Consider the following 21408-nt stretch of genomic DNA (forward strand, 5'->3'; position numbering starts at 1 on the left):
TCTTTGTAAATGCCTCTACAAATGGATTAATTACATCTAACCAGATTAAAAGAAGGATAAAAAGATACAAAGATAAAAAGATACATTTATCCTTAGATAAAAAGATACATTCATAAATGTTGAGTATCTTTAGATACAAAGATAGAAAGATACAAAGATAAAAAGATACATCAATTAATGTTGATTTTACAAGGTTTCAATCAAATGCTCTGTACACAAAAAACAATGAAAATCTATTAAACATAAAAAAAGATACATTTACCCTTTTACTTTTTGTACAAGCTCGTGTTATCATCGACTCAAGAGTAAAAAGATAAAAAGATACATTTATCCTTTGTTACAATTATATTACATTTTTAAAAGGAGTGATTCCTGTGAGAAAAGGATGCGTAATAATCAATGCCCAACAAAAAGGTGGAGTTGGAAAAACAACTGATTCGTGTATGGAATCTCTTGTGGCTTCTTTAATCTTTAATAAGAAAGTTTTATTTATTGATACTGACCTTCAAGGGAACGGTACAACATTCTTAGCGAAATCATTTAATATTACTGAAATGCAAAAGACATTAATGAAGTGTCTTGAAGATGGAGACTTATCAGAAGGTATTGTGCAGCTGCATGAAAATCTAGATATGATCCCATGCGGATATGATATGAGGAAGTACACTGACTTCTTAATCGAAAATTTCAATACGATTGAGGACAGAACTTTTTACCTTTCTAGATTGCTAGAAAAAATCAAGTATAACTACGATTACATATTTATCGATATTCCACCTTCAACAGATTTAAAAGTGGATAATGCGATGGTAGCAAGTGACTATATTATTGTTGTTCAAGAAACTCAACAATTTTCATATGAAGGAAGTCAACGTTTAATCTTTGAATACATCCAAACATTAGTTGATGATTTTGGATCACTTGTAAAGATGCAAGTTGCTGGAGTACTTCCTGTATTACTGCAACAAAAACGTGCTTTACACAAAGAAATCGTTAAAAGTACAATCGCTACTTTTGGTGAAGAAAATGTATTTACTACGATTATTAACAATCACGCGCGTTTAGAATGGTATCCACGAATTGGATTACAATTTGAAGATCATCATGACAAGAGAATGCTAGCTTTATTCTGTGATATTTTCTGTGAATTAGAAGAAAGAATTCACCTTTTTGAGACTGACGGAGATATTGAACCTGGATATAGATATACACCTAAGTATTTCGTAGATAACAAACTTACTAAGTTGGGAAAGGGGATTGACATAAGTGGCTTTAATCAAAAGGGAAACACCACAAGAACCGAAGATAGCACAATCTGCTAATACAGAAAGAAATGTTCAAAGTACTAATAATAACATTCAAAAAAAGAAATCTTTAACATCTCAAGATAGAAAGAACATAAAAGTAACACCAGAATCATTCAGTAAAATTAAAACAATTTGTACAATGAAGAGCATGAAGAATTATGAATTTATTGATGAAATTTTAGAGTTTTATATCGCTAATAATTTAACTGAAAGAGAACAACGAATTCTAAAAAACATTACATCTAATAACAAGTAGCTATGAGGAAAACCAATCCTTATAGCTTTCCTTCATGTATCTTTGTATCTTTTTATCCTTTTATCTTTGTATCTTTAGATAAATGTATCTTTTTATTTTAAGCAGGAAAAACAAATACTCCTGCTTTTATTGCTCATGGCACAAACCATCACCAGAACTTCCACCACGGCTTTTTCTTCTCTTTTGCTGCTGCAACCTCTTCATGATATTCCTGCATTAATCGCTTTGTTTCTTGAATCTCACGTAATGTTTTCATAAGATTATCGTCTCGTGCTTCTAATCGTTTTTCTACTCGTTCATTATGTTGTTCTATACTCTCTTTGATTTCCTTGTTTCTCTGCTCTGCCTGCCCGCTTAACCGCTTTTCCATCTCTAACATACTCTGATTCATTTCTTTTGCCATAACGCTATACTGTTGCTGTAACTGCTGCTGAATATGAAATGGTATTAAATCGGTTTCTTGTGTTTCTTCTGTATTTGTGTTTTGATTAAAGTTCTCTAATTTCTGCACAATAAGTTTTGCTGCTTTTTCAAGCGTCATACCGTCATGCTTACTCAGCTCAATCAATTTCTCAATCACCATAACGTCATGCTCTGTATATTCTCTTCTACCACGCTTATTCTTCTTTACTGTATATCCTTCTCGTTGCAACACTTCCGTGTACTTTCTTAATGTACTATCACTTACTTCTAATCGTTTGTATACATCATTAGCAGTATAGATAATTACATCCGTCATAGCGTTGCACCCCCTAGTGACAGTATTCAATAATGATTTATAATTTCCTGCAAATAAAAAAAGCAGCGGTTTATTTAGCTGCTTTTCACTTTCTCATTTGCTCTTTACTTTTCAATATATCTTCTTTAAAGAATAGACGATCTCGAACCATTTCTTTAATAGGTGTTATTTTTTCTTTTTTTATCATCATGTTTAAATTCTGCCTTGAACACCCTAGAATATCCAAGGCTTCTGTTGTGTTTAGAATTTCGTTATTGATAAACTCAATTAATTCTTCCTTTGTTTCGAATTTATACATCTTTTTTCTCCTTGATATAGGTTGTTATTAAGTTGAAAATCATCGCCATAAATGCAAGTGTACAAAGTGTGATGTATACATAATCTAATGTCCGTAAACTGTTATAATTAATTTGATACAGAATGAACCCTAAAATAACAACGATCGGTATGTTGCTGAAAATGATTTTTTTCATAAGATATAGTGGAATGTGTTATAATAATCTTAGGTACAAGGGAGGTTTCCCTCCCCTGTTGTGTTATTCGGAGTCGGCTTCTTGGCGGGAGCGACTCTTTTCTTTTTCTTCCTTTACTTTGTAGTAAATGTCTAAGGTGTTTTTAATTCCGGAAGATAGTTGTGAGTAAATAGTTACGAATGCTGTTATGGAACCTAAGATTACCACCCAATCCACTTTGTTCACCTCCTTGTCTTTATACTCTTATTATACACCTAAAGTTGACTCAAGTCAATTGAATTAATGAATAAATTGGTATTTTTGTTATATTTTTTTAGTTTTATATCGCTTTTGCAATCTCTACAAGCAATCGCATAAATAACGGAATCATTTGGACAACTATATAACCGATTCCAGCACGGGAGATAAGCGAGAACCCTCGTTCCTGGCTCCCAACCATAATGAACAATCCACCGCATAACGCTACAACTGATGCTATAGGATACGAAACAGCTTTGATAAGAAAGATAACCGGTTCAAAAGCATTAACAATACGGTTATACAGTTGACCATCTATATAGTTTTTCACCTTTCCATCGTTTGACTGTACATCTTTAAATACATCATTTACATCTGTACCATCAGTTGCAGCAAACACATGTGTAATATCTATAATATTGCTAAATATAATAGCACTACCGATTACCAAACTTACTCGCACTGCGACAGGTGCGTATTTTTTTGCTTTCTTTTTGAACAAGCTCCACTTTTTCTTTGCTCCATAGTTACCATCCATAAAATCTTTGATGCTCATTGTCTCAGTTGCCATATGAACCATCTCCTTAATTTTAATGGAAATCAGTAACCGTAAATATGTTGCAGTCTAATCCCTCACACAGTTTCTGCAACTGCTGTCTTCTGTACTCGGTTGTTGTGTACCAGATAAATTTAGGTGGTTTCTCAAATACATGACAGTCAATAAGTTTTCTGTATTTCTCCATCTTCAAACGGTTTGCACTCATCTTTTGTTCGTGGTCTATTTCTACAATGTGATACCTTCCTTCTTCTGTGAATAGAGCATCAGCAATAATACTTGCGATACCTTGAACATTCATTTTAACTTCCTGTTTCCAAGTTTGAGGGCATCCGTATGCGATTAAAATATCATTTCTCATAATATAGTGGCGGAATTGATTAGATCGTTTGAGTACCTTTTTACAGCCAACACGTTCACGACCTTCTTTATTGAGATAATACACATTTTCATTGTCCCTAAAGCTAGATACATATTCTCCAAGCTCTTTCATAACACGGGAGGCGTTTCTGTCTCCACCCAATTCATGTAACACTTGGATTTGCTTTCTACTAAGAAAGCCTAGTCTCTTCAATGATAAGAGTATGTTGTCTATTCTCTGCTCCTTCATTGCTAACTTTTGCATCTTCATGCTCCTTTCTTGCTCTTATGTTGATATGCGGACGTATGATATTATCAATCTGTTTATTATCGATGTATACGGTTTGTAGGACCTTCTTTTCATTTGTTTGATATATAGCCCTTCCCTTTATGTTGGGTAGACTTTCTGCCCCGCCTTCGTCCAAGACAGCACGGCTCCCTGCTTCCGTTTGAAGTCTAAAACACACACGAGCACCAATATTTTGACGTAGTTGTGACGGCATAGCGCTATTTGTTGGATATTGGGTCGCATACAGCAATCTAAATCCAGCCGCCCGGCCGCGTCTTCCGATATCAACAATAATGTCTTGGCACTCTTGATATGGCGCTATATCGGCTGCTTCATCTACAATTACAAAGTATCTCGTTGGATCCCCGGCTTCTTTTATATCTTCATATCCGTTTTCTAGTAAGTATTCGTTTCTTTCATTCAACTTATTTTGTAATTCTCTTAGAACATCTAAGGATTCAGTAGGATTTTTCGCAATTGATTCGACCTGATTTAGGAATCTGTATCGGTTGAAAGATAGACCGCCTTTTAAATCAACGAGGAATAGTTTTGTATTACCTGACTGATTTCGTACAAGAGAGGTAATTATTAACTTTAATACATTCGATTTCCCCATATCTGTCATCCCTGCTGAAATCATGTGTGCAATCTTATCAAAGTCATGTTTTACTAATCCATCACGTGTGTATCCTATTGGTACTTCCCATCCTTTGCATTGTTTTAACATTTCCTCTTCAAACTTCACATATTCAGGAATCCCTTTCTCATAAACTCGTATTTTCAATAAACCATCGTAAGACAGATCTATTTCCTTTCTAATGAGTTTTTTCTTCGATATGATGTTTTGTATTTGTTTTAAAATATCTTTTGTTAGTCGCAAAGATTTGAAGTCTGATAGTTTGAAATCATAAACTTTACTCTTATGATTCAAGCCATCCTCTAAATGTTGTATTTTTTGCTCAAAATCGGAGAAAATAAGGCCAAGAGGAATTCGATATGCGTACTCTACACCCCAATCATGTCTTGTTTTACGAAGCAGTTGTATAGTCCGTGTATCTTTTCCCTCTTTCACCTTTAAACCGCAGTTTGCACAAATACGTTGGATTTTCGATGCATCATTTGTTGCTCCATTTTGATACATTTTTGAGAAAATAATTACCCCACCAACTGCAGCAGAACTGACCAACTCGAATATCATCAGTAACACCACCTCTCATTTTTGTATTCTGAAAGAATAGTCCCTAAAGATTAGAAGAAAGAAAAGCAGCTATGAATCATTGAAAATAGTAATCTCGCGATGTCTGAAGTGCTGTTCTGTGAACGCATTCTATTCGGAATAGATGAAATGAAGTCTTAAAAGGCTATTAGATTGGAACTGTGAATCGAAATTTGTTTAGTATGATAAATCGTATTCAGTACGGTTTGTACATTATTAACACTTTTGTTTAAAAAAATCATGCATTGGTGAAACTGAAAGTAACAAAGCATAGATGAACAGGAGTGTTTGAAGTGTTTGGACTAGGTAAACCAATGTCAAAGTTCGGTAAATTTTTAAAGCGAAACGAAATATCACAAACAGATTTGAGGGAATGGAGCGGAGTAAATCAAAATACAATAAGCAGGATTTCACGTTCTAATGAATATAAACCATCCATGAGTAACGGACAGAGGATAATTAAAGCATTAAAGAAAAAAGGATATGGTGTAGATTTTGATGATTTTTGGATGTAGCTGGCTTATGGCCAGTTTTTATTTTGTCGAACGCAAATTAAATGAACTTCCAATTTTATGGTTGTGTTTATAGTCTTATAAGACTATAATAAATATATAAAGTTAATTATTATGAAAGGAGATATCATGAAAGAAATAGATAAATATATGTCTCCAAGCGAAGCAGCTGCACGTTGGAATATTGCTGAAACAACATTAAAGAATTACTTGCAAGATAAAATAAATGACGCTGTTTCTGTTGGTGATATGATTGAAAGAGGATATTTGAAGTACCACATTAAACCAGGAGGCAAACGTAAAGAATGGATTATCAGTGTAGACGCAATAAATATATGGTTCCCTAATAAGAAGCAAAAGGAGATGGAATAACATGAATATGGAAAGACAGTACATTGAAAAGGTACTAGGAGATATGAAGGAGCGTTTGGAATACATAACGAACATGAAGAATCATTTTGAGGAAAAAATGAAATCATATGAGAAAAACAGCTTTGGAGAAGGATTGTATAAAGGAAGCGTAGTTGCTTGCGAACTTGAAACCGAATTCTTGGAAAGAGAAATTAAGTTTTTACAATGTGCATTAGAAAACTAGCCGACTCAAAAGAGCCGGCTCTATTTTTTTATACAGGTTTATTAATATTTGTGAATGTGTTTTTATCGTCTAATACAAAGTTTTTAATGTGAGCGGCGTTTTTGTAGTATTTAAGAGTGAGAGGAGTTGTTCCGACGAATGTTATGTCATTGTTTTGTAAAATTATTTCATTTGACTGTGCAGCAAATCCACCATTTAGTATTGCATCAAATGAAGGATTTGATATAGTTATTTTACACTTTTCAGCTATATGAGTTGTAAACTGTTTCGTATTATCAGAGATAAATAGATACTTAATACCGCTACTTATGATATCAATCTGACAATTATACAATCTAGTGTATGGATTAATTCCATCTACATTGGTAATCCCAACTTCAGCAATAGTATCTATAAGTTTACCATCAAGTACATCAACATATACAGGAGCTCCAAAGTTGTGATTTCTAATCTCACAAGCTTTAAACTTAGGAGTAGTAATTTTAACATTTGAAGATACTTTATTACTCTGTCCTTCAAAGCGAACACGTAAGTTTTCGAACGTACAATTTTCTATCTCTGGAGATTTAATAATTAACTCACGTAAGATAATCTGTTGAGATGAATTAAATGAACAATCTTTTAATTTGTTAGCAGTCACAGCAGTAGCGTTTACTGTTGTATTGTAAACAAAATGACAGTCTGACATTGTACAGTTATCATTTAATATGACACTTTCTGGGTTTATAAACTGATTATTTTTAATATCTACTCTATAATTTGCTGTAGCTGGAAAGTTTAATTTACCACCATCGAAAGTATTCTCGTGTATCTCCACATACGGGAAGTAAAACTGTGGAGCTTGTAGACCTACATTGTTCATATTGTTGTACAAATAGTTATGAGTAATTTTGACATGTGAGCAAGCGTATAAGTTAATAGCATTAAAGTCTGTATCATGTATATGGTTCCTAGTTATTTCAACATCATAGCAACCTACTAGTATGCCAAGGAAGCAGTCATAAATCTCATTGTCGTCAATCACACATTTAGAACCATATGAATCTTCCATATTGATTCCATACCTTGTAGAGTCATTAAACATTGGCTTACCATCAAGGAAGTTAGCAAGTCCTTTACCATTTGAACGAATAACATTCTTATAAAGTGTATTATGACTTCCTCCTAAGGTAACACCTCCACGATGTCCTCCATATATTTCACATTGAGTTATTACATTATGAGAAGGTATTCTTCCAAAGTGAACTGTTAATCCATGCTGACGGGGCATTGATTCATCAAGAAACTGGAAGCGATACTTTGTAGCAAATTGGGGAATCTCAATATCACTATAGATCCTACGCTTCTTATGAGCTCCTAAAAACTTTCCGTCTTTATCATAAAAGAATACATCAAAAAACTTATTAGTCAAACTTGTCAGCCGTGCATATCCAGTTCCTCCAACAAACATAAACTCAGTAGTCTTCTGCCCATCAAACTGAATAGGCAATGCTTTTGTGATAAGTGTCTTAGGAGATGTAACTGGAATAGGTAATCCTGTCTTATAATCAAGAGACTCTACAGTACACCCTTCATCGAATTCCGTATAAGGGAAGAACCCAGTTGATTGGAAAGATATATTGTCACCAATGTAGTCGTGAACTTTACAGTGCTCAAGTTGATTAAATACAGCGCTATCTTTAAATACAACTCCATATGAGTGCTCAAAAGCTACCTCTTTTGGATTAGAAAAGCTGCGATCAACTCGACAACCTTCTATCTCACCACCTATAAGTTTAGCGTGTTCCGTTTTTGCAAAAGAGACGGAAATACCTTTAAAGTTGTAGTAGTCTGTCCCTGTTCTGCTATCAAATGGGCTCTTTCTGTCTGAGTCATATATAACTTTTAACTTACTAAATGGCATACAAAAATTAACACTATTTAACATTTGAATGGGTCTAGGATAACAAATAGCATATTCACCAGCAGGCAAGACAACATTTGTATAGTTATTATCTTTAGCGTATTGAATTGCGTTATTTATGCCTTGAATATTTGCGTCTGCTAGGTAGTATGCATCATCGTTGTATGGTTTTGCAGGAATTCCTTTTGTAATACCCCATCTATCCAATTCAATCAAATAATTCATATTAACACCGCCTCATTTTTATTTTTTATTAAAAAATAACCAAGCCCGTTAAGAGCTTGGTCTGTATTATCTAATCCAATGTACATATGACTCATCGAAGTACATCCAACCTTCAACGCATTCACCTGTTACGTAAATCCAATTTTCATAACGGTAATGCACATCGTAGGCAGATGCTTTTGTAATCTTGTTAATTACTTCATCACCAGTACTTGCACCTTTTCGAAGGTTGATATCAGCACCATTTACCCAAACGACACCTTTATTTTTTCCGTCTTTATTAATAGATGCAACGTCATCACGCATCCAATTGTCTGGTGCGACACGGTACCAGAAATGTTCACCATCATGGTGCCATTCATAGTACGTATGCCCTTGTCCTTTAACTGCTGTTCGCATTATATCAGCATCTACATTTGGTTCTCTACGAATGTTAGCGACATCAGCAGTTGTTGTTAGGTAACCTAGTACTTCTGCATTATCAGAAACTTGTACTTCTTGATGAGACTCATTAATAAACCATTCAAGAGGTTTGTCCCCAATCAAACGATTTACATCACAATTTCCAACACCTTCTACATAACCTCCTGTTGCATTATCAGCATATTGCCAAATATCGCATGCATAAGCTGGTTTTTTCCCATAGCGTGGTATCCATAGGAAATCAGCTTTTACATTTTGTAAACCATACTGGCTATACATATGATGAGATACATAGAATCCTACTTTCCATCCTGCAGCTTTACAACGATCAATGAACGCCTGAGATGCACGAGCAAGTTCTTCGCCACCGCAACTAGATAGAGTATCATCCTCGACATCTAAAACTAAGAATTTAGCATTCGAACTAACACGGTTCATGAAATCATCAGCTTCAGTAATTGCATCATTTACAGATATATAGCATCCATAAGCATAAGCAGCGTGAGGAATCCCACGCGCTTCTAGATTTTCAACATGCTGTTTATATAGCTTGTCTACTTTATTTGAACCATATTGTACACGGCAAATAGCTAAATCGATATTTTGAGCAGCTACGTCCCAATTAATAGAGTCATTGTATTTTGAAATGTCAATGATGTTTCCCATTACTCAACATCTCCTTTTTCCTCGTGATCTGTCCAAATACCAAGTGCAACACCAAGTGTAAATAAGTAAGGTAATAGCTCATCAACAAATGATTTCGCTTCAGTAAGTCCAAATTTAGTTAATAAAAATCCAACCAATGAAAAAAGAGCAACCCATGTTTTCCAGTTGCTCAAACGTTTTAAAATATTTTCTTTTGTCATATAATCTCCTACTTTCCTCCAAATTTAAATAAAGCTGTTATAGCACCTACAATAACTGCACCAATTACTGTTGTTCCTAACCAAAAAACTAGTTTGTCCAATCTATCTATACGCATATGAGCACTTTTAGCTGACTGTTGCGCTTCAATTGCGATATCTTTTACATTACCTAGTAGATCAAGTTTTGTTTCCACCCTTGTCAATCCTACTAGTAATTCACGGAATTCCTCGTGTTTTGGTTGTTCCAAGTCATCACCTCCTTTCAAATAAAAAAAGCCTTACTTATTAGTAGGCTTTGGTTTCAACTTCTCGTTTTCTTCACGTAACTTTTGATTTTCTGCTTCTAGTTCGATTACGCGAGCCAAATAAATGTTTTTCTCTTGGGTAGCAGAGTTTAGTTGTTCTTCCACCACTTTTGCGTAAAGTTCTGCGTTTGCTGTTATTTTCATCAATAATCACCTTTTCTATTTGATTTAATCTATCATCTGTTTTACCTACATATTGCTGAAAACCTTTTATTGTAACTGATAAAGAACTGTATAGATTGGCACCGTTACGTTGCTCATCAGTAAATGGTAAAGGGCAATCATCAACTATAAATCCATATCGTTTTGGGATATCTTTCAATGTATATGGTTGTTGTCCTTCTTCTCTCTGTTCACGCATTTCATACAACTTAGATATATCATTTTTGAAATAGTATTCTTTAATTTTTAAATCTAAAACACTTTGAAGGGCATCAACCTGCAAATCTTTTATATACGTCTTCATCTTTCGTTGAGATGTAGTTTTAACCTCAGTTACGACAAGACCATTATAAGCATTACCAGCACCAGACTTGATTTGTAAATATCCATTCCATCCGTCGTCACAATAGATCATTGATCTGTATAGAGTCATATATGAAACATTACCATCGGTAACCCATTGATTTTGATAGTTACCAACTTTATTAAAATAAATTTTATTTGACGTTATCCCCGCAATTTCTGCATTTTGAGGGTTATCAAGCTTAAACGCTGGTCTCCATCCCTGAGTTTCATCGTAAGATTTAGCTGTAACAGATTTATATTGGCCTGTGTCCAATATAGTAAATAGCGACGCTCCGTATGTTGCTTTATCATTACCATTGTTAAGGTTCAATCCCCATGATGCAATGTCTACAGAATTTCCTTGTGAACCGTCCTCTTTATAACCCCTACTATAAAAAAGTCCCTTTTCTAAACCTGTAACAACTTTCTTTGAATACTGATTCCAGGAAGCTGGAGTTTGAAAACCTTGTGTAAAAAGTCGCCCGTTCGACATCTCTGTAAAGTTATTATTATCATTTGGATCTTTTGCTCTAATAGTAATACCTTCGAGTAGCTTACCAGCAATACTTTCTGCTGTAACGGCTCCGATTAAATTTATATGTTTTGCTTCTATCTGAATTTGTTCTGCTGTTTGGTTAATGCTTGAAATTACATTGCCAACTTTAACAGTTTGTAAGATGCTTTGCTCGTTCACACTGATACGTGCTTCCATTTCTTTCACATAAGCACCTGTAGCATATTTATCATCAGACTCTACTCGTGTATACACTTCTGTCTTTTTGGCCGCAAGAGTGATACCTTCCTTGTTAGCTGTTATATCTCTATCAATTTGTTCTACTTTCTTGTTGTAATCAGCTGTTGCTACCTTTTCAGCAATTTGACTTAATAACTCATCTTTACCAGCAATATCAGCTGCATTCTCAGTAAACTCAGATGGCTTTGTTCCACGCTGTAGCATCATTTTAGATGACCATAGTCGGCCATTTCGTATTGCATAGAACCTAGCATCAACTGATACTGTTCCTACTGGTGCCTTAAATGTTCCATATGCAAATTTCCAAACATTATTTTCTAATGGCATTAAATCAACATTAGGAGCTAATATTCTTGTACCAGAAGCATTGAAAAATTCTATTTCTAATCTTAATCCTTTATCAATTTTGGTTTTGTCATCCGTCATAAACCAACCAGACGCAACAAAATCTTCTCCGGAAACCGCTGGAACTCTTTCACTAATAGCACCGCGCCAACTATCGGCCGTTAAACCACTTTGATCTGTTTTTATACTATAAGCACCGTTATACATAACAGCTGTATCTCGTGAAACACTAGGTGCTAATGACCAGTGGCTTGAATCAGTTTTTAATAATGAGTTTCTAATTAAGTTACTCATACCCACGCTGCTTACATAGTTGCCTACTTCGGTAATTGTTACCTTTGCTTTTATCGCTTCTGCTTGTGTTTCAAGCGTAGACTGTGCCTGTTTAAGTTGTTCTCCCTGTGCTGTCTGTGTTTTTTCTACAGTTTCAACACTTTGTTTAATGCTGTTTGTTGTTTCTTCAAAGTTAACTTTCGTAACAGCACCAATTTCCTCTGGTGCATTCACACCAATCTTAGTCCATTCTGTACCGGACCATAGATAGAGCATATTTGGATATTCACTTGTATTAAGCCACAAGGACTTTCCGGTCTCTAAGTTTTGATCTGGTGCTATATTACTTTTAATAATTGTAGTTTGAAAGTTCTTTTGGTTTTCTTTTACAAGCTCAGCAAGTTTCTTCGCCGCTTCACTTTCTTCCTTTGCTTTAACAGCTTTTTCTTCTGTTATTGCATTGATTCGGTCCGTATAGCTATTTGATTCCTCTAATAGCATTTGATCTAATTCTTTTACTACAGAAAGAATATCAGCCGTCCATTTCTTTTGTTCTTCAGTACGGTCAATAAGTTCATCTCGTTTATTACTAAACTCATAATTATTTGGAGTCTGCTCGTATGGATAACGAGTACGCTTTACTACACGTACATCAAAATCCATATTGTACTTATGATGTTGAAGAATGGCTTTATCTCCAACCTTTGGCTCATTCGAATCGTCAAAATTAGCTTCTTTATGATCTACAGTGATAGAAACAATAGGAATATCATTTATAACTTCTTGACAACGTCTTTTCGCTGTTTCGTTATCTTTAATGCGGTCGTCTTCAATATTTTCAGCTTGTCTATATCTGATAAGCTCTGGCATTTTATATTTTAATGGCGATTCATAATAATACGTAAACTGTTTGCCACCACCTTCTTCTTGAGAAGGAGTATGGCCAAGTAGCAGAACGGAAAATGAACAATTACTATCGTCTGTAGTTTTCTTAATAGCATTTACGTTATAACCGAACTTATATAACTTGTCTGTCGTTTTACCGATTCTATCCGCAAAGATAACAGTCATATTGTCATAGATACATTCAATATCAAATCTATCCAATACCTTATGAATCATTTTCATACGAGATTCGCCACCAAAATTATCAAACTGCAATTGATTTTTATTTGAGCAGCGATTGATGTATTTGAAGTTACTATCTTGGAACGTATGTGATAATGCTTCTTCTATAGAAAAATATCCTGTAACCTTCTTTTCTTGTGTTTGTCTAGATAATTCAGCACCAATTTGAATCGCATCACAATCTTTGAATCCAAGTTCATCTTGATGATTAAGTAAAATAATGTAGTATTGACCTTCGAAGATAAGGAGATTTCTATCTTCTACATATTCATAAACTCTCTTATTATTCTTTGTGTCTGGAACTTCAAAACGAATAGATGATGGTTCGTTCTTACCTTCTATTACTTCGAAAAGCTTCATATCAACTAAATGAAATTGCTCACCCGTTGATAATTGCTGTATTTTTGGTCTTTCTACTCGTTTCATATTACCAACCTACTTCTAGGAAATCGATTTTATTATTAAAGTCAGAACCAACTTTAGAAAACCCGCCACCCTTAAGAATTACACTATTGATAATGCTATCTTGTAGATTTTCTACTCGTACAGTTCTAGCTTGTACATTTGCAAGAATTGATCTAAATGTTTGTTTCTTACCATTTTCAATATCTAATTCACCTATATGAACGTCTGCCCGGTTAAACCATCCGTTTTTGTTATTGAACTGAACCATTCCACCTATACAACTCCAATCGAGCGTAAAGTAGTTCCAAATTCCATCTTCCCAGCAATCAGCTATATCAGGATTTACAATACGAACTGCCCTTCCAAAATCAGTTGTGATTCCTTTGGAAAATGTTCTAATAACAGGGTTAATAATACGAACATTTTCATATTTAGGAGATGCATTACCATCTTTACTTCTGAACCAAATACCACGCGATATTTCTTTGCTTTTACAATTTCGAATGTTTACACCTTCAATTGTAAAATCTTCGCAAGAGTCGTTTAAGATCTGGAATACAAGGCCGTGCCCAATATCATTACCAATTACTTTTTCAGTTTTGAAATAAGACATATTATTAAATAATCCAAGTTCCTCCAATACGTTTTCTGCTTGGACATTATAAGTGATATTTTTATGAATAACTTTGTCGACAGTCGTAATTTCTGTAAATCCTTTTTTCACATTTTTTAATTTAAGATTAACTTTTACATTGTCACAAGATGTAAGGTCATAAGGCTTTGTATTTTGATTTGTAAGCGTGTTTTTATCATTGAACACATAAATACCTACATTAGCTCCAACTGATGTTGTAGCGCTACAATCTACAGCTTCCATACTTATTTCTAAATCCTTAACAGCATTCAAGGCGACATATGATTGTGATTCGCCACCATTAATGACTTTTGTATCAATTTTGAGATCTTGACAGTGCGATAAAACAAACGCTTTTGCATCTTTTATCTTTTTTAGATCAAATACTCCGCCTTTGAAAGTAATTCCTCTTGTTTTGTCATATCCACCAATATTAACTGTGTCCTTATTAGTAAAAAATGTTGTACTACCATCTTTTAAAATAAAAAAAGCATTCGGATCTGCGCGAATACTAATGTTACTTGGAATTTCTAAATCTCCAATTGTATATGTTCCCGCTGGAATTTCTAACGTTTTCCCTGCGGAATCATTCAATGCTTTTTGAAAATCCGTGTAATAATTCACACTGTTATATGGAATCATTGCACGTATCGCCACACCTAATGAAGAATAAGTACCTTTTACGTTTAATACTTCTTGTTTAATGTCGTCATACGCACCAAATAAAGCTAGCTGCTTCCACTCTGTCCAAACTCCAGCTGCTTTTTTTCTAATGTACAAACTGTTTTCAGATGTATTATTTAGGCTATATACAATTTGCATGCAAGCATAATTGATATCATTGTGTGAATATACTTGGACATACCACCATCCTTGATCTTTAGGAGCGTTTTTAAGATTTAAACCTTTGTAAAACCCGCTTTTAGTTACTGTATTAAGATCACTTGCATCTTGAAGACTAATGTTATAACCTGTATCATCTGTTAATTTAACTCGTTGGAAATTATCTGTGTTGTCTAGTTTCATTTTTATCTTCTGGTTAAAATCGTATAAAGTCTTTTCACCTAACCGTGCAGCGACTACTTCATCGAAATTCGCTGGCTTCGCAGCTAGAAAATCAGAGATCATATTTCTGACTACTTTCAAAACATCAGCATCGCCATTTGTTATTAATGATTGTAAAGTTGCAACATCAATAGCTTCTTTTTCCACTAAATTTAAAAGAGCTTGTTGAACCATAACAATAAAATTGTTGTTGTTCACAAGCTCCGAATATATGTTATCAACTTCCGAATTTAATTCTTTCCGTTCATCAGCAGATATAAGAGTATTTATATAATATTTTCTTGATAAACTCATGGCATTCGCTCCTTTCTATAAATAATAGAATCTTGTATTTACTTCACACCAATTAAATGAAGAAGATTCGATTTTAATTTGATTTATTCCAGGTGCTAGATGTATCTCGCCAGCATCAGCATGTCTTACCAAATTACGACCATACTCATCTTCTATATGAAGTCCTTTTATAACAATTATTCCTTGTGAAACTGAACCTGGATTATAAATTGTTAAAGAGTCATTAGTAGTAAAGTTAGTAATCTTTAAATAGCGTGGATCACATTTAATACGCCATGTTATATCGTGCTGTGATGGATTAATTTCCATAGATCCGATATTCTTGAAATTAAATAGCTTATCCTTAAAGGTATAGTTATAATCATCATCCCATTCTAATCCCATACCCCATGCGAATTTATTAGTATCCCATTCTTTTGCGTTCATTGATGTAAAGATACTTTCACCGAATCCATCAGGCATTGTAAAATTAATGATAATTTCAAACGTTAAAGAACCACGCGGACGGTTAATTTTCATATCTTCATATTCAACACGTCGTCGTATTCCGGGTTCCCTTGAATAAATAATATAAAAATCTTCTAACCTACCAAATAAGGCGTATAGTTCATTTCTTTTTTCATATACGCCCTCAATATCTCCTGTATTCACAAGAACCCTTAATTGACACCCTCGCTCTGTATAGCTTTTATTGTAATGATGAACACCAAACTGACCCTTTATTTTAATCTTGTCTGATTCTTTTTTAGGTGGATCTACTGATAATTCTAAAGTTTTAACGTTATAATCGTTTCGAAGGGAGCAAGTTTGCCCATTTTTAAATAGAATAATAGTATCTAGCATATTTATATTTGCCCCCTTTTCAAAAAGTTAATTTTGTCTTCACGATAATTTTCTTTTCTTACAACTCTTTGTACTGTACGCCCATCAACAATAATAGGTTGATCAACAATCACTTGTACAATTACACCATTTTCATTATTTTTACTTGCATCATTTTGAGTGAATGGGATTCCATATCCATTAATATTGCCAGTTGTTGATGGTATGGCTGCTTGCGCGATATTATCAGAAGCACTAATTATGTTTTTTACGTTTTCATTCATCCCAATGGCCATACCTTCAGTTGTCCACTTACCTATTTGTAGCATGACTCTTGATGGTGAATGGATATCTAAAGCGCCTTTAATTGTATTTGTAACAGTACTTGCAATTTTTTTTGCTGTATCGATTACTGAAGAAGCCATAGAAGATATACCGTTTATTAACCCATTGATAATGTCTTTACCTATTTGCAATAAGTTAATTCCTTTAAAAATACTAACGATATTATTCATGATATCTGACGCTGTACTTCTTGCTGTTTCAAAAGCGCCCTTCCAATCTCCTCTGAAAAGCTGCCCTACCATTGCAACTACACCAGAAATTACCGAACCTACAGTAGTTATCACTGCTTGAACTACAGCGAATGCAACCTGTGTAACACCAGATACAATTGGCATTACTGATTGGAAAAGACCAGATATAAAACCTAATGCACCGCTTATTATCGAACTGACAACACTAAAGGCACCACTAACAATAGCCATAATTTGACTGCCATGTGCATTCCAAAATTCTGCAATACTAGCAAGTGTAGAACCTATAATTGAAAAGATAGCACCTAAAATTGTACCAATTATATTCATGATTCCATTCCAAGCTATTGAAACAAAATTCATTATTTGGGACCCGTTTTGATTCCAAAAATCTGCTATTCCGGTAAGAATTGAGCTTGTGATTGAAAACAATCCAGATAAAACGGTACTAACAATATTTTTAATGCTATTCCACGCATTAGATGCAAATGTCATGATTTGTGTTCCGTGCATAACCCAAAATTGACCGATAGATGCTCCAATCGTTTGCAATGTCTGCATTATTCCTGTCATGCCTTGTGTAATAGCATCCTTAACACCATTAATAATAGTCATTGCACTTAAGATTGTTTGAGGGGATAATCCAATTGAAGATAAGATTGAAACACCTTGTCCTTCATTTCCTCCAAATAAAGCTCCGATACCTTGGAAGAATTGTCCAAGATTCATTACTTGTTGTTTTATTTCATTAAATGCTGTTTTTATTCCATTAGTAATAGCTAAAATCATCCGAATTGTTTCTGGAGTAAAACCAAGTCCAGCTAAGATACTTACACCTTTACCTTCATTTCCTCCAAAAATCGTTTTAATACCTTGAAATGCTTCACCTATCTTAGCAATAGCGTTCCTAACACCTTCACTATTGTCATACAATAATTTAAATCCTAATGCTAATCCTGCAATAGCTGCTACTGTTATACCAATTGGGCCAGTAATAAAACTTAATGCTGTTCCTAATGCACCCATCATTGCTGATCCTATCGCTGCAATTCCTCCTAATTCTGCAATGGCTATCCCTAAAGCGCCAATACCAGAAACAATACCTCCAATTGCTGCTAGGAAAATACCAAATACAGCTGCAATAGATGTTAATGCAAAAGCAATTCCTCCAAAAATAGCTAGCGCTTTTTGTATTGGACCAGGTAGAGCGTTAAAACCGTCAACAAGTGCTTGTAATGCAACTACAAATACTCCAGCAATTGGTGCAAGAGCATCACCTATTGTCTTTTTCATTGTGTCAAAAGAACCAGATAATTGTTCGATTCTTCCTTTTAAGGTATTCATTTTAGTTGCCGCTACATCAGCTGCTGTTACTTTAGACATTTCAGACCACATGTCCCTAACACCATTGGCGCCTTCTTTAAAAAGAATAGTTGCACCACGTACAGCATCAGAACCAAATAATGTTTCAAGCGCCATGCTACGTTGCTGGTCTGTTAAACCTTTCATTGATTCATGCAGTGTTCCTGAGATATTTTCTAAACTTTGGATATGCCCTTGTTGATCATAAAATTTAGAAGAAAGAAAAGCAGAACTTGTTGCCAATTCACGGAATGTAGTATCACACTTATCATTCCATTTCGTAACACCTTCTGTTTTCATAACATATTGTTCCAAAGATGTTTCAATATCTCCAACGCTTCGTGATGCTGGTGTAATACCATTTTGAACAAGAAAGTCAAATCCAGCTTGTGCATTATAAGTAATAAGACCCAAGTCTCTCATCTTGTTATATGCTTCTTTTGTAGAAGGATTTAACCTCATTAGCATAGTCTTTAAAGATGTACCTGCATCAGAACCTTTCAACCCATTTTGTGCTAATACAGCTAACGCTGTTGATGTATCTTTAAATGACATACCAGCACCAGCTGCAACAGCTGCTGAAGCTGCAAGTCCATACTTTAATTCATGAACATCTGTAGCAGAAGCGTTAGCTGCACCAGCTAAAATATTGGCTGCATCTGCTACTGAAAGGTGATCTGCTTTAAAGGAATTTAAGGCAGTAGATGCGATTTCGGCAGCCTCTCCAAGTTCTAGTTCACCAGCTGTTGCTAGATTTAATGCTCCCTCTAAACCGCCATTTAGAATATCTTTTAAACTAACACCTGCTTTTATTAATTCTTCTATCCCTTTTCCAGCTTCAACAGAAGAATATTTTGTTTTCGCTCCCATATCAACTGCAAGTTCACTAATTTTACTCATTTCAGCACCAGTAGCACCAGAAACTGCCTTAATGTTAGCCATCTGCTGTTCAAAGTTCATTGATTCTATAATAGCTGATTTAAGTCCAGCACCAATAGCCATTGCAGCACCACCAAATACCAATCCAAGCTGCATACCGGCATTTTGTAAACTGTCCCCTATACCTTGCATTCTGTTTCCAAATGTAAGCATACGATTAGACTGTTGTTCTAATTGCGAGTTAACTTGCCGTAATTCTTGTTCAAAACGATTTAAATCACCAACAGCTCTGTTTAATTGACCAGCCCATCTTTGTGTTGCTGCAGCATCTTCACCTTGAGATGCTCTTGTTCTCTCATAAGCTGCTCTAAGTTGGTCTATTTTTTGTCGTTGGGTATCAATCATACGTCCTAATGTATCTGCTCTTGCTCGTGTTTGATCCATAGCATTAGAAAAACCGCCCATCCCTTGGGAGATGGCGCGGAATTCAGATTGTAATGTACGCATTGCTCTATTTGTATTCGCTAATCCTTGTTGAAACCCAGTATCTTGCAATGAAAGTCTTACTACTAAGTTACTTAAAGCATTGGACAAAACTCCACCTCCTTACTAGATGATGTTTTCCATTGGTGTATAATTTTCTTGATTTTCTTGTTTCGACTCTTCATTAGTACTTTTACTAATAAGACGTAAATAATGCCATATATCCATTTCATTATCGATATGATAATGTTTATAACCTTGTCTAAGTAAGGAGAGGTATAAATCATCCATAAACTCTTGAAATTGTATTAATGCTTCTTGGAATGATAAAACCTCTCCCTTTATTTGTTTGGGTTTTCGTTACCTCCAAGCGCTGCCGATGTTCCTTCTATAAGTGATGTAATAACACCTTGAATAGTTGTCAAGAATGAGCGAGCATCTAGTCCGTCATAGAAGTCATCACGTGTGAATTTACTTGCATAAACAGAAACAACATAATCAACCATTTTATCAAGGTCTTCTGGTGATGGATTTTGTAATGAATCATTAAATTCTGATGCTTTTCTAATTAGACGAGCTGGAATAAAATCCGGGAATGGAAATACTTGTTTTTCGCTATTAATTACTAAAGATAATTTCATATGTTATATTCCTCCTAATATTCAATAAAAAAAGAGAGACGCAAATACGCCCCTCTTACGGTGTTGGTACTGTTGGTTTGCTATAAACTGAAGTGAACCATCCATCAGCAACTGCCTTTGTAAATGTAGGTTCGTCTGCATCAGCAGTAAATTTTAATCTGCCATCATTATCACGTTCAATAAATGCTCCTTTTAATGGTGTTGTTTTAAAATCAGTCTTATCTTTTTTAGTTTCAGCTTCTTCTTCCTCTTGCGAAAGTTTTCCTTTTAAAAGCCAAACGTAACGGTATTTACCATTTCCTTTCATAAAACGATATCCTAAAGCAACATAAGGTTTTTCACCTACTCGTTTTTCATCTAGTACACCATCTACTACGTCTGGATATCCTTCAAGATCTGCCTTTATTGATAAAGGTAATCCCTGTACCTCTATTTCAACGTCTGTTTGTCCATCTGATTCCGCGACTTCTAATTTTTGATTATCGCCATAAAAAATTTCTGAAGATACTTTTTTAGAAGCTTTTAGTTTCACAGCTCCTTTTAATCTTTTTGGTGTTGCATAAGTAACTCCAGTTGCATCATCTTTTATTATTTTTGCGTAATATAAACTGTCTAAACCGATTATGGAACTTACTACAGTTGTTTGTTCTGCCATTAACTTTCCTCCTCTACTTTCCTATACCTCATGGCATAATGATAAGTTTGCGTGTCATCTTCATATAAATCAGCAACTGTATAACGGAAAAAACCAATATTTTTCATGATTTCATCAACTTTTATGTGAATTGCTGATGTACTATTTTTTGACCAAATATCAATTTGAAAAGAAATATCGCTAGCTATTTCTTGATTATCTGCAAATGAATCACCTGTATTATTCAACTCGAAGAATGTAATTCTAGGAAACTCTTGTGCATTTGTTGCTTTATGATAATAAATACGTTTTCCACCCAATAATGAAACAAGCGTAGGATCATTCTCCAACGCTTGTACAATAAGTGGTCTTAAGTTTTTCATA

Annotated in this window: 22 protein-coding genes; 5 read left to right on the top strand and 17 right to left on the bottom strand. The window is 34.6% G+C overall.

Annotation, left to right across the window (positions count from 1 at the left end; all coding sequences use genetic code 11):
* Positions 1-374: 374 nt before the first annotated feature.
* On the top strand, positions 375-1322 hold the full coding sequence (prgP, locus tag MR076_RS22800) for a ParA superfamily DNA segregation protein PrgP (protein WP_242224435.1): 948 nt from the start codon (positions 375-377) through the stop codon (positions 1320-1322).
* Positions 1267-1563 (top strand): hypothetical protein, encoded by a 297-nt coding sequence (locus MR076_RS22805; RefSeq protein WP_242224436.1) that lies wholly within the window; start codon positions 1267-1269, stop codon positions 1561-1563. The genes prgP and MR076_RS22805 overlap by 56 nt, the downstream gene beginning before the upstream one ends.
* Positions 1564-1711: 148 nt before the next feature.
* Here the strand turns inward: MR076_RS22805 and MR076_RS22810 are convergent, their stop codons facing one another.
* From MR076_RS22810 to MR076_RS22835, 6 genes are all read right to left on the bottom strand, one after another.
* The gene (locus MR076_RS22810) at positions 1712-2302 is read right to left on the bottom strand and encodes a DUF3967 domain-containing protein (RefSeq protein ID WP_242224437.1); all 591 of its coding nucleotides are present in this window, start codon (positions 2300-2302) and stop codon (positions 1712-1714) included.
* A gap of 85 nt (positions 2303-2387) precedes the next feature.
* Positions 2388-2600 carry a helix-turn-helix domain-containing protein gene (locus tag MR076_RS22815; RefSeq protein WP_242224438.1) on the bottom strand — a complete coding sequence of 71 codons (213 nt, stop codon included), beginning with the start codon at positions 2598-2600 and terminating at the stop codon, positions 2388-2390.
* A gap of 238 nt (positions 2601-2838) precedes the next feature.
* Entirely contained in the window at positions 2839-2991 is a 153-nt protein-coding gene (locus MR076_RS22820; protein WP_242224439.1) for a hypothetical protein, read from the bottom strand.
* A 103-nt stretch (positions 2992-3094) separates the two neighbouring features.
* Positions 3095-3583 (bottom strand): hypothetical protein, encoded by a 489-nt coding sequence (locus tag MR076_RS22825; protein WP_242224440.1) that lies wholly within the window; start codon positions 3581-3583, stop codon positions 3095-3097.
* A gap of 19 nt (positions 3584-3602) precedes the next feature.
* Complete coding sequence (locus MR076_RS22830) at positions 3603-4178, bottom strand: replication-relaxation family protein (RefSeq protein WP_313897360.1); 576 nt, start codon at positions 4176-4178, stop codon at positions 3603-3605.
* Entirely contained in the window at positions 4120-5415 is a 1296-nt protein-coding gene (locus MR076_RS22835; RefSeq protein ID WP_242224442.1) for an FtsK/SpoIIIE domain-containing protein, read from the bottom strand. The genes MR076_RS22830 and MR076_RS22835 overlap by 59 nt, the downstream gene beginning before the upstream one ends.
* A gap of 311 nt (positions 5416-5726) precedes the next feature.
* Between MR076_RS22835 and MR076_RS22840 the strand changes: the two genes are divergently transcribed.
* The 3 genes from MR076_RS22840 (at position 5727) to MR076_RS22850 (ending at position 6540) form a co-directional block, all read left to right on the top strand.
* On the top strand, positions 5727-5948 hold the full coding sequence (locus MR076_RS22840) for a helix-turn-helix domain-containing protein (protein ID WP_242224443.1): 222 nt from the start codon (positions 5727-5729) through the stop codon (positions 5946-5948).
* A gap of 126 nt (positions 5949-6074) precedes the next feature.
* Positions 6075-6317, top strand: coding sequence for a helix-turn-helix domain-containing protein (locus MR076_RS22845; protein WP_242224444.1), 243 nt, complete (start codon positions 6075-6077; stop codon positions 6315-6317).
* Between the two features lies 1 nt (position 6318).
* Positions 6319-6540 (top strand): hypothetical protein, encoded by a 222-nt coding sequence (locus MR076_RS22850; RefSeq protein ID WP_242224446.1) that lies wholly within the window; start codon positions 6319-6321, stop codon positions 6538-6540.
* A 28-nt stretch (positions 6541-6568) separates the two neighbouring features.
* On the opposite strand, the gene MR076_RS22855 is transcribed toward MR076_RS22850, so the two are convergent.
* From MR076_RS22855 to gp17, 11 genes are all read right to left on the bottom strand, one after another.
* The gene (locus MR076_RS22855; RefSeq protein ID WP_242224448.1) at positions 6569-8668 is read right to left on the bottom strand and encodes a right-handed parallel beta-helix repeat-containing protein; all 2100 of its coding nucleotides are present in this window, start codon (positions 8666-8668) and stop codon (positions 6569-6571) included.
* Between the two features lie 66 nt (positions 8669-8734).
* Positions 8735-9757: a GH25 family lysozyme gene (locus MR076_RS22860; RefSeq protein WP_242224450.1), complete on the bottom strand. Its 1023-nt coding sequence runs from the start codon at positions 9755-9757 to the stop codon at positions 8735-8737.
* Positions 9757-9957 (bottom strand): hypothetical protein, encoded by a 201-nt coding sequence (locus MR076_RS22865; protein ID WP_242224452.1) that lies wholly within the window; start codon positions 9955-9957, stop codon positions 9757-9759. Before MR076_RS22865 ends, MR076_RS22860 begins: the two co-directional genes overlap by 1 nt.
* An 8-nt stretch (positions 9958-9965) precedes the next feature.
* Positions 9966-10205, bottom strand: coding sequence for a hemolysin XhlA family protein (locus MR076_RS22870; RefSeq protein ID WP_242224454.1), 240 nt, complete (start codon positions 10203-10205; stop codon positions 9966-9968).
* A 70-nt stretch (positions 10206-10275) separates the two neighbouring features.
* Entirely contained in the window at positions 10276-13695 is a 3420-nt protein-coding gene (locus tag MR076_RS22875; RefSeq protein ID WP_242224456.1) for a prophage endopeptidase tail family protein, read from the bottom strand.
* Between the two features lies 1 nt (position 13696).
* Positions 13697-15667, bottom strand: a complete 1971-nt coding sequence (locus tag MR076_RS22880; RefSeq protein ID WP_242224458.1) for a pyocin knob domain-containing protein — start codon at positions 15665-15667, stop codon at positions 13697-13699.
* Between the two features lie 15 nt (positions 15668-15682).
* Positions 15683-16510, bottom strand: coding sequence for a phage tail domain-containing protein (locus MR076_RS22885; protein WP_242224461.1), 828 nt, complete (start codon positions 16508-16510; stop codon positions 15683-15685).
* A gap of 2 nt (positions 16511-16512) precedes the next feature.
* Positions 16513-19821, bottom strand: a complete 3309-nt coding sequence (locus MR076_RS22890; RefSeq protein WP_396021728.1) for a phage tail tape measure protein — start codon at positions 19819-19821, stop codon at positions 16513-16515.
* A 269-nt stretch (positions 19822-20090) separates the two neighbouring features.
* Positions 20091-20390, bottom strand: coding sequence for a phage tail assembly chaperone G (gene gpG / locus MR076_RS22895; protein WP_242224465.1), 300 nt, complete (start codon positions 20388-20390; stop codon positions 20091-20093).
* Positions 20391-20445: 55 nt separating this feature from the next.
* A complete protein-coding gene (locus tag MR076_RS22900) occupies positions 20446-21045 on the bottom strand; it encodes a major tail protein (protein WP_242224467.1) in 600 nt (199 codons plus the stop codon).
* Positions 21045-21407: a tail completion protein gp17 gene (gene gp17, locus MR076_RS22905; RefSeq protein ID WP_242224469.1), complete on the bottom strand. Its 363-nt coding sequence runs from the start codon at positions 21405-21407 to the stop codon at positions 21045-21047. The genes MR076_RS22900 and gp17 overlap by 1 nt, the downstream gene beginning before the upstream one ends.
* Position 21408 lies beyond the last annotated feature (1 nt).

This window comes from Bacillus cereus group sp. BfR-BA-01380 (genome assembly GCF_022663535.1).
GTDB classification, from domain to species: domain Bacteria; phylum Bacillota; class Bacilli; order Bacillales; family Bacillaceae_G; genus Bacillus_A; species Bacillus_A cereus_BB.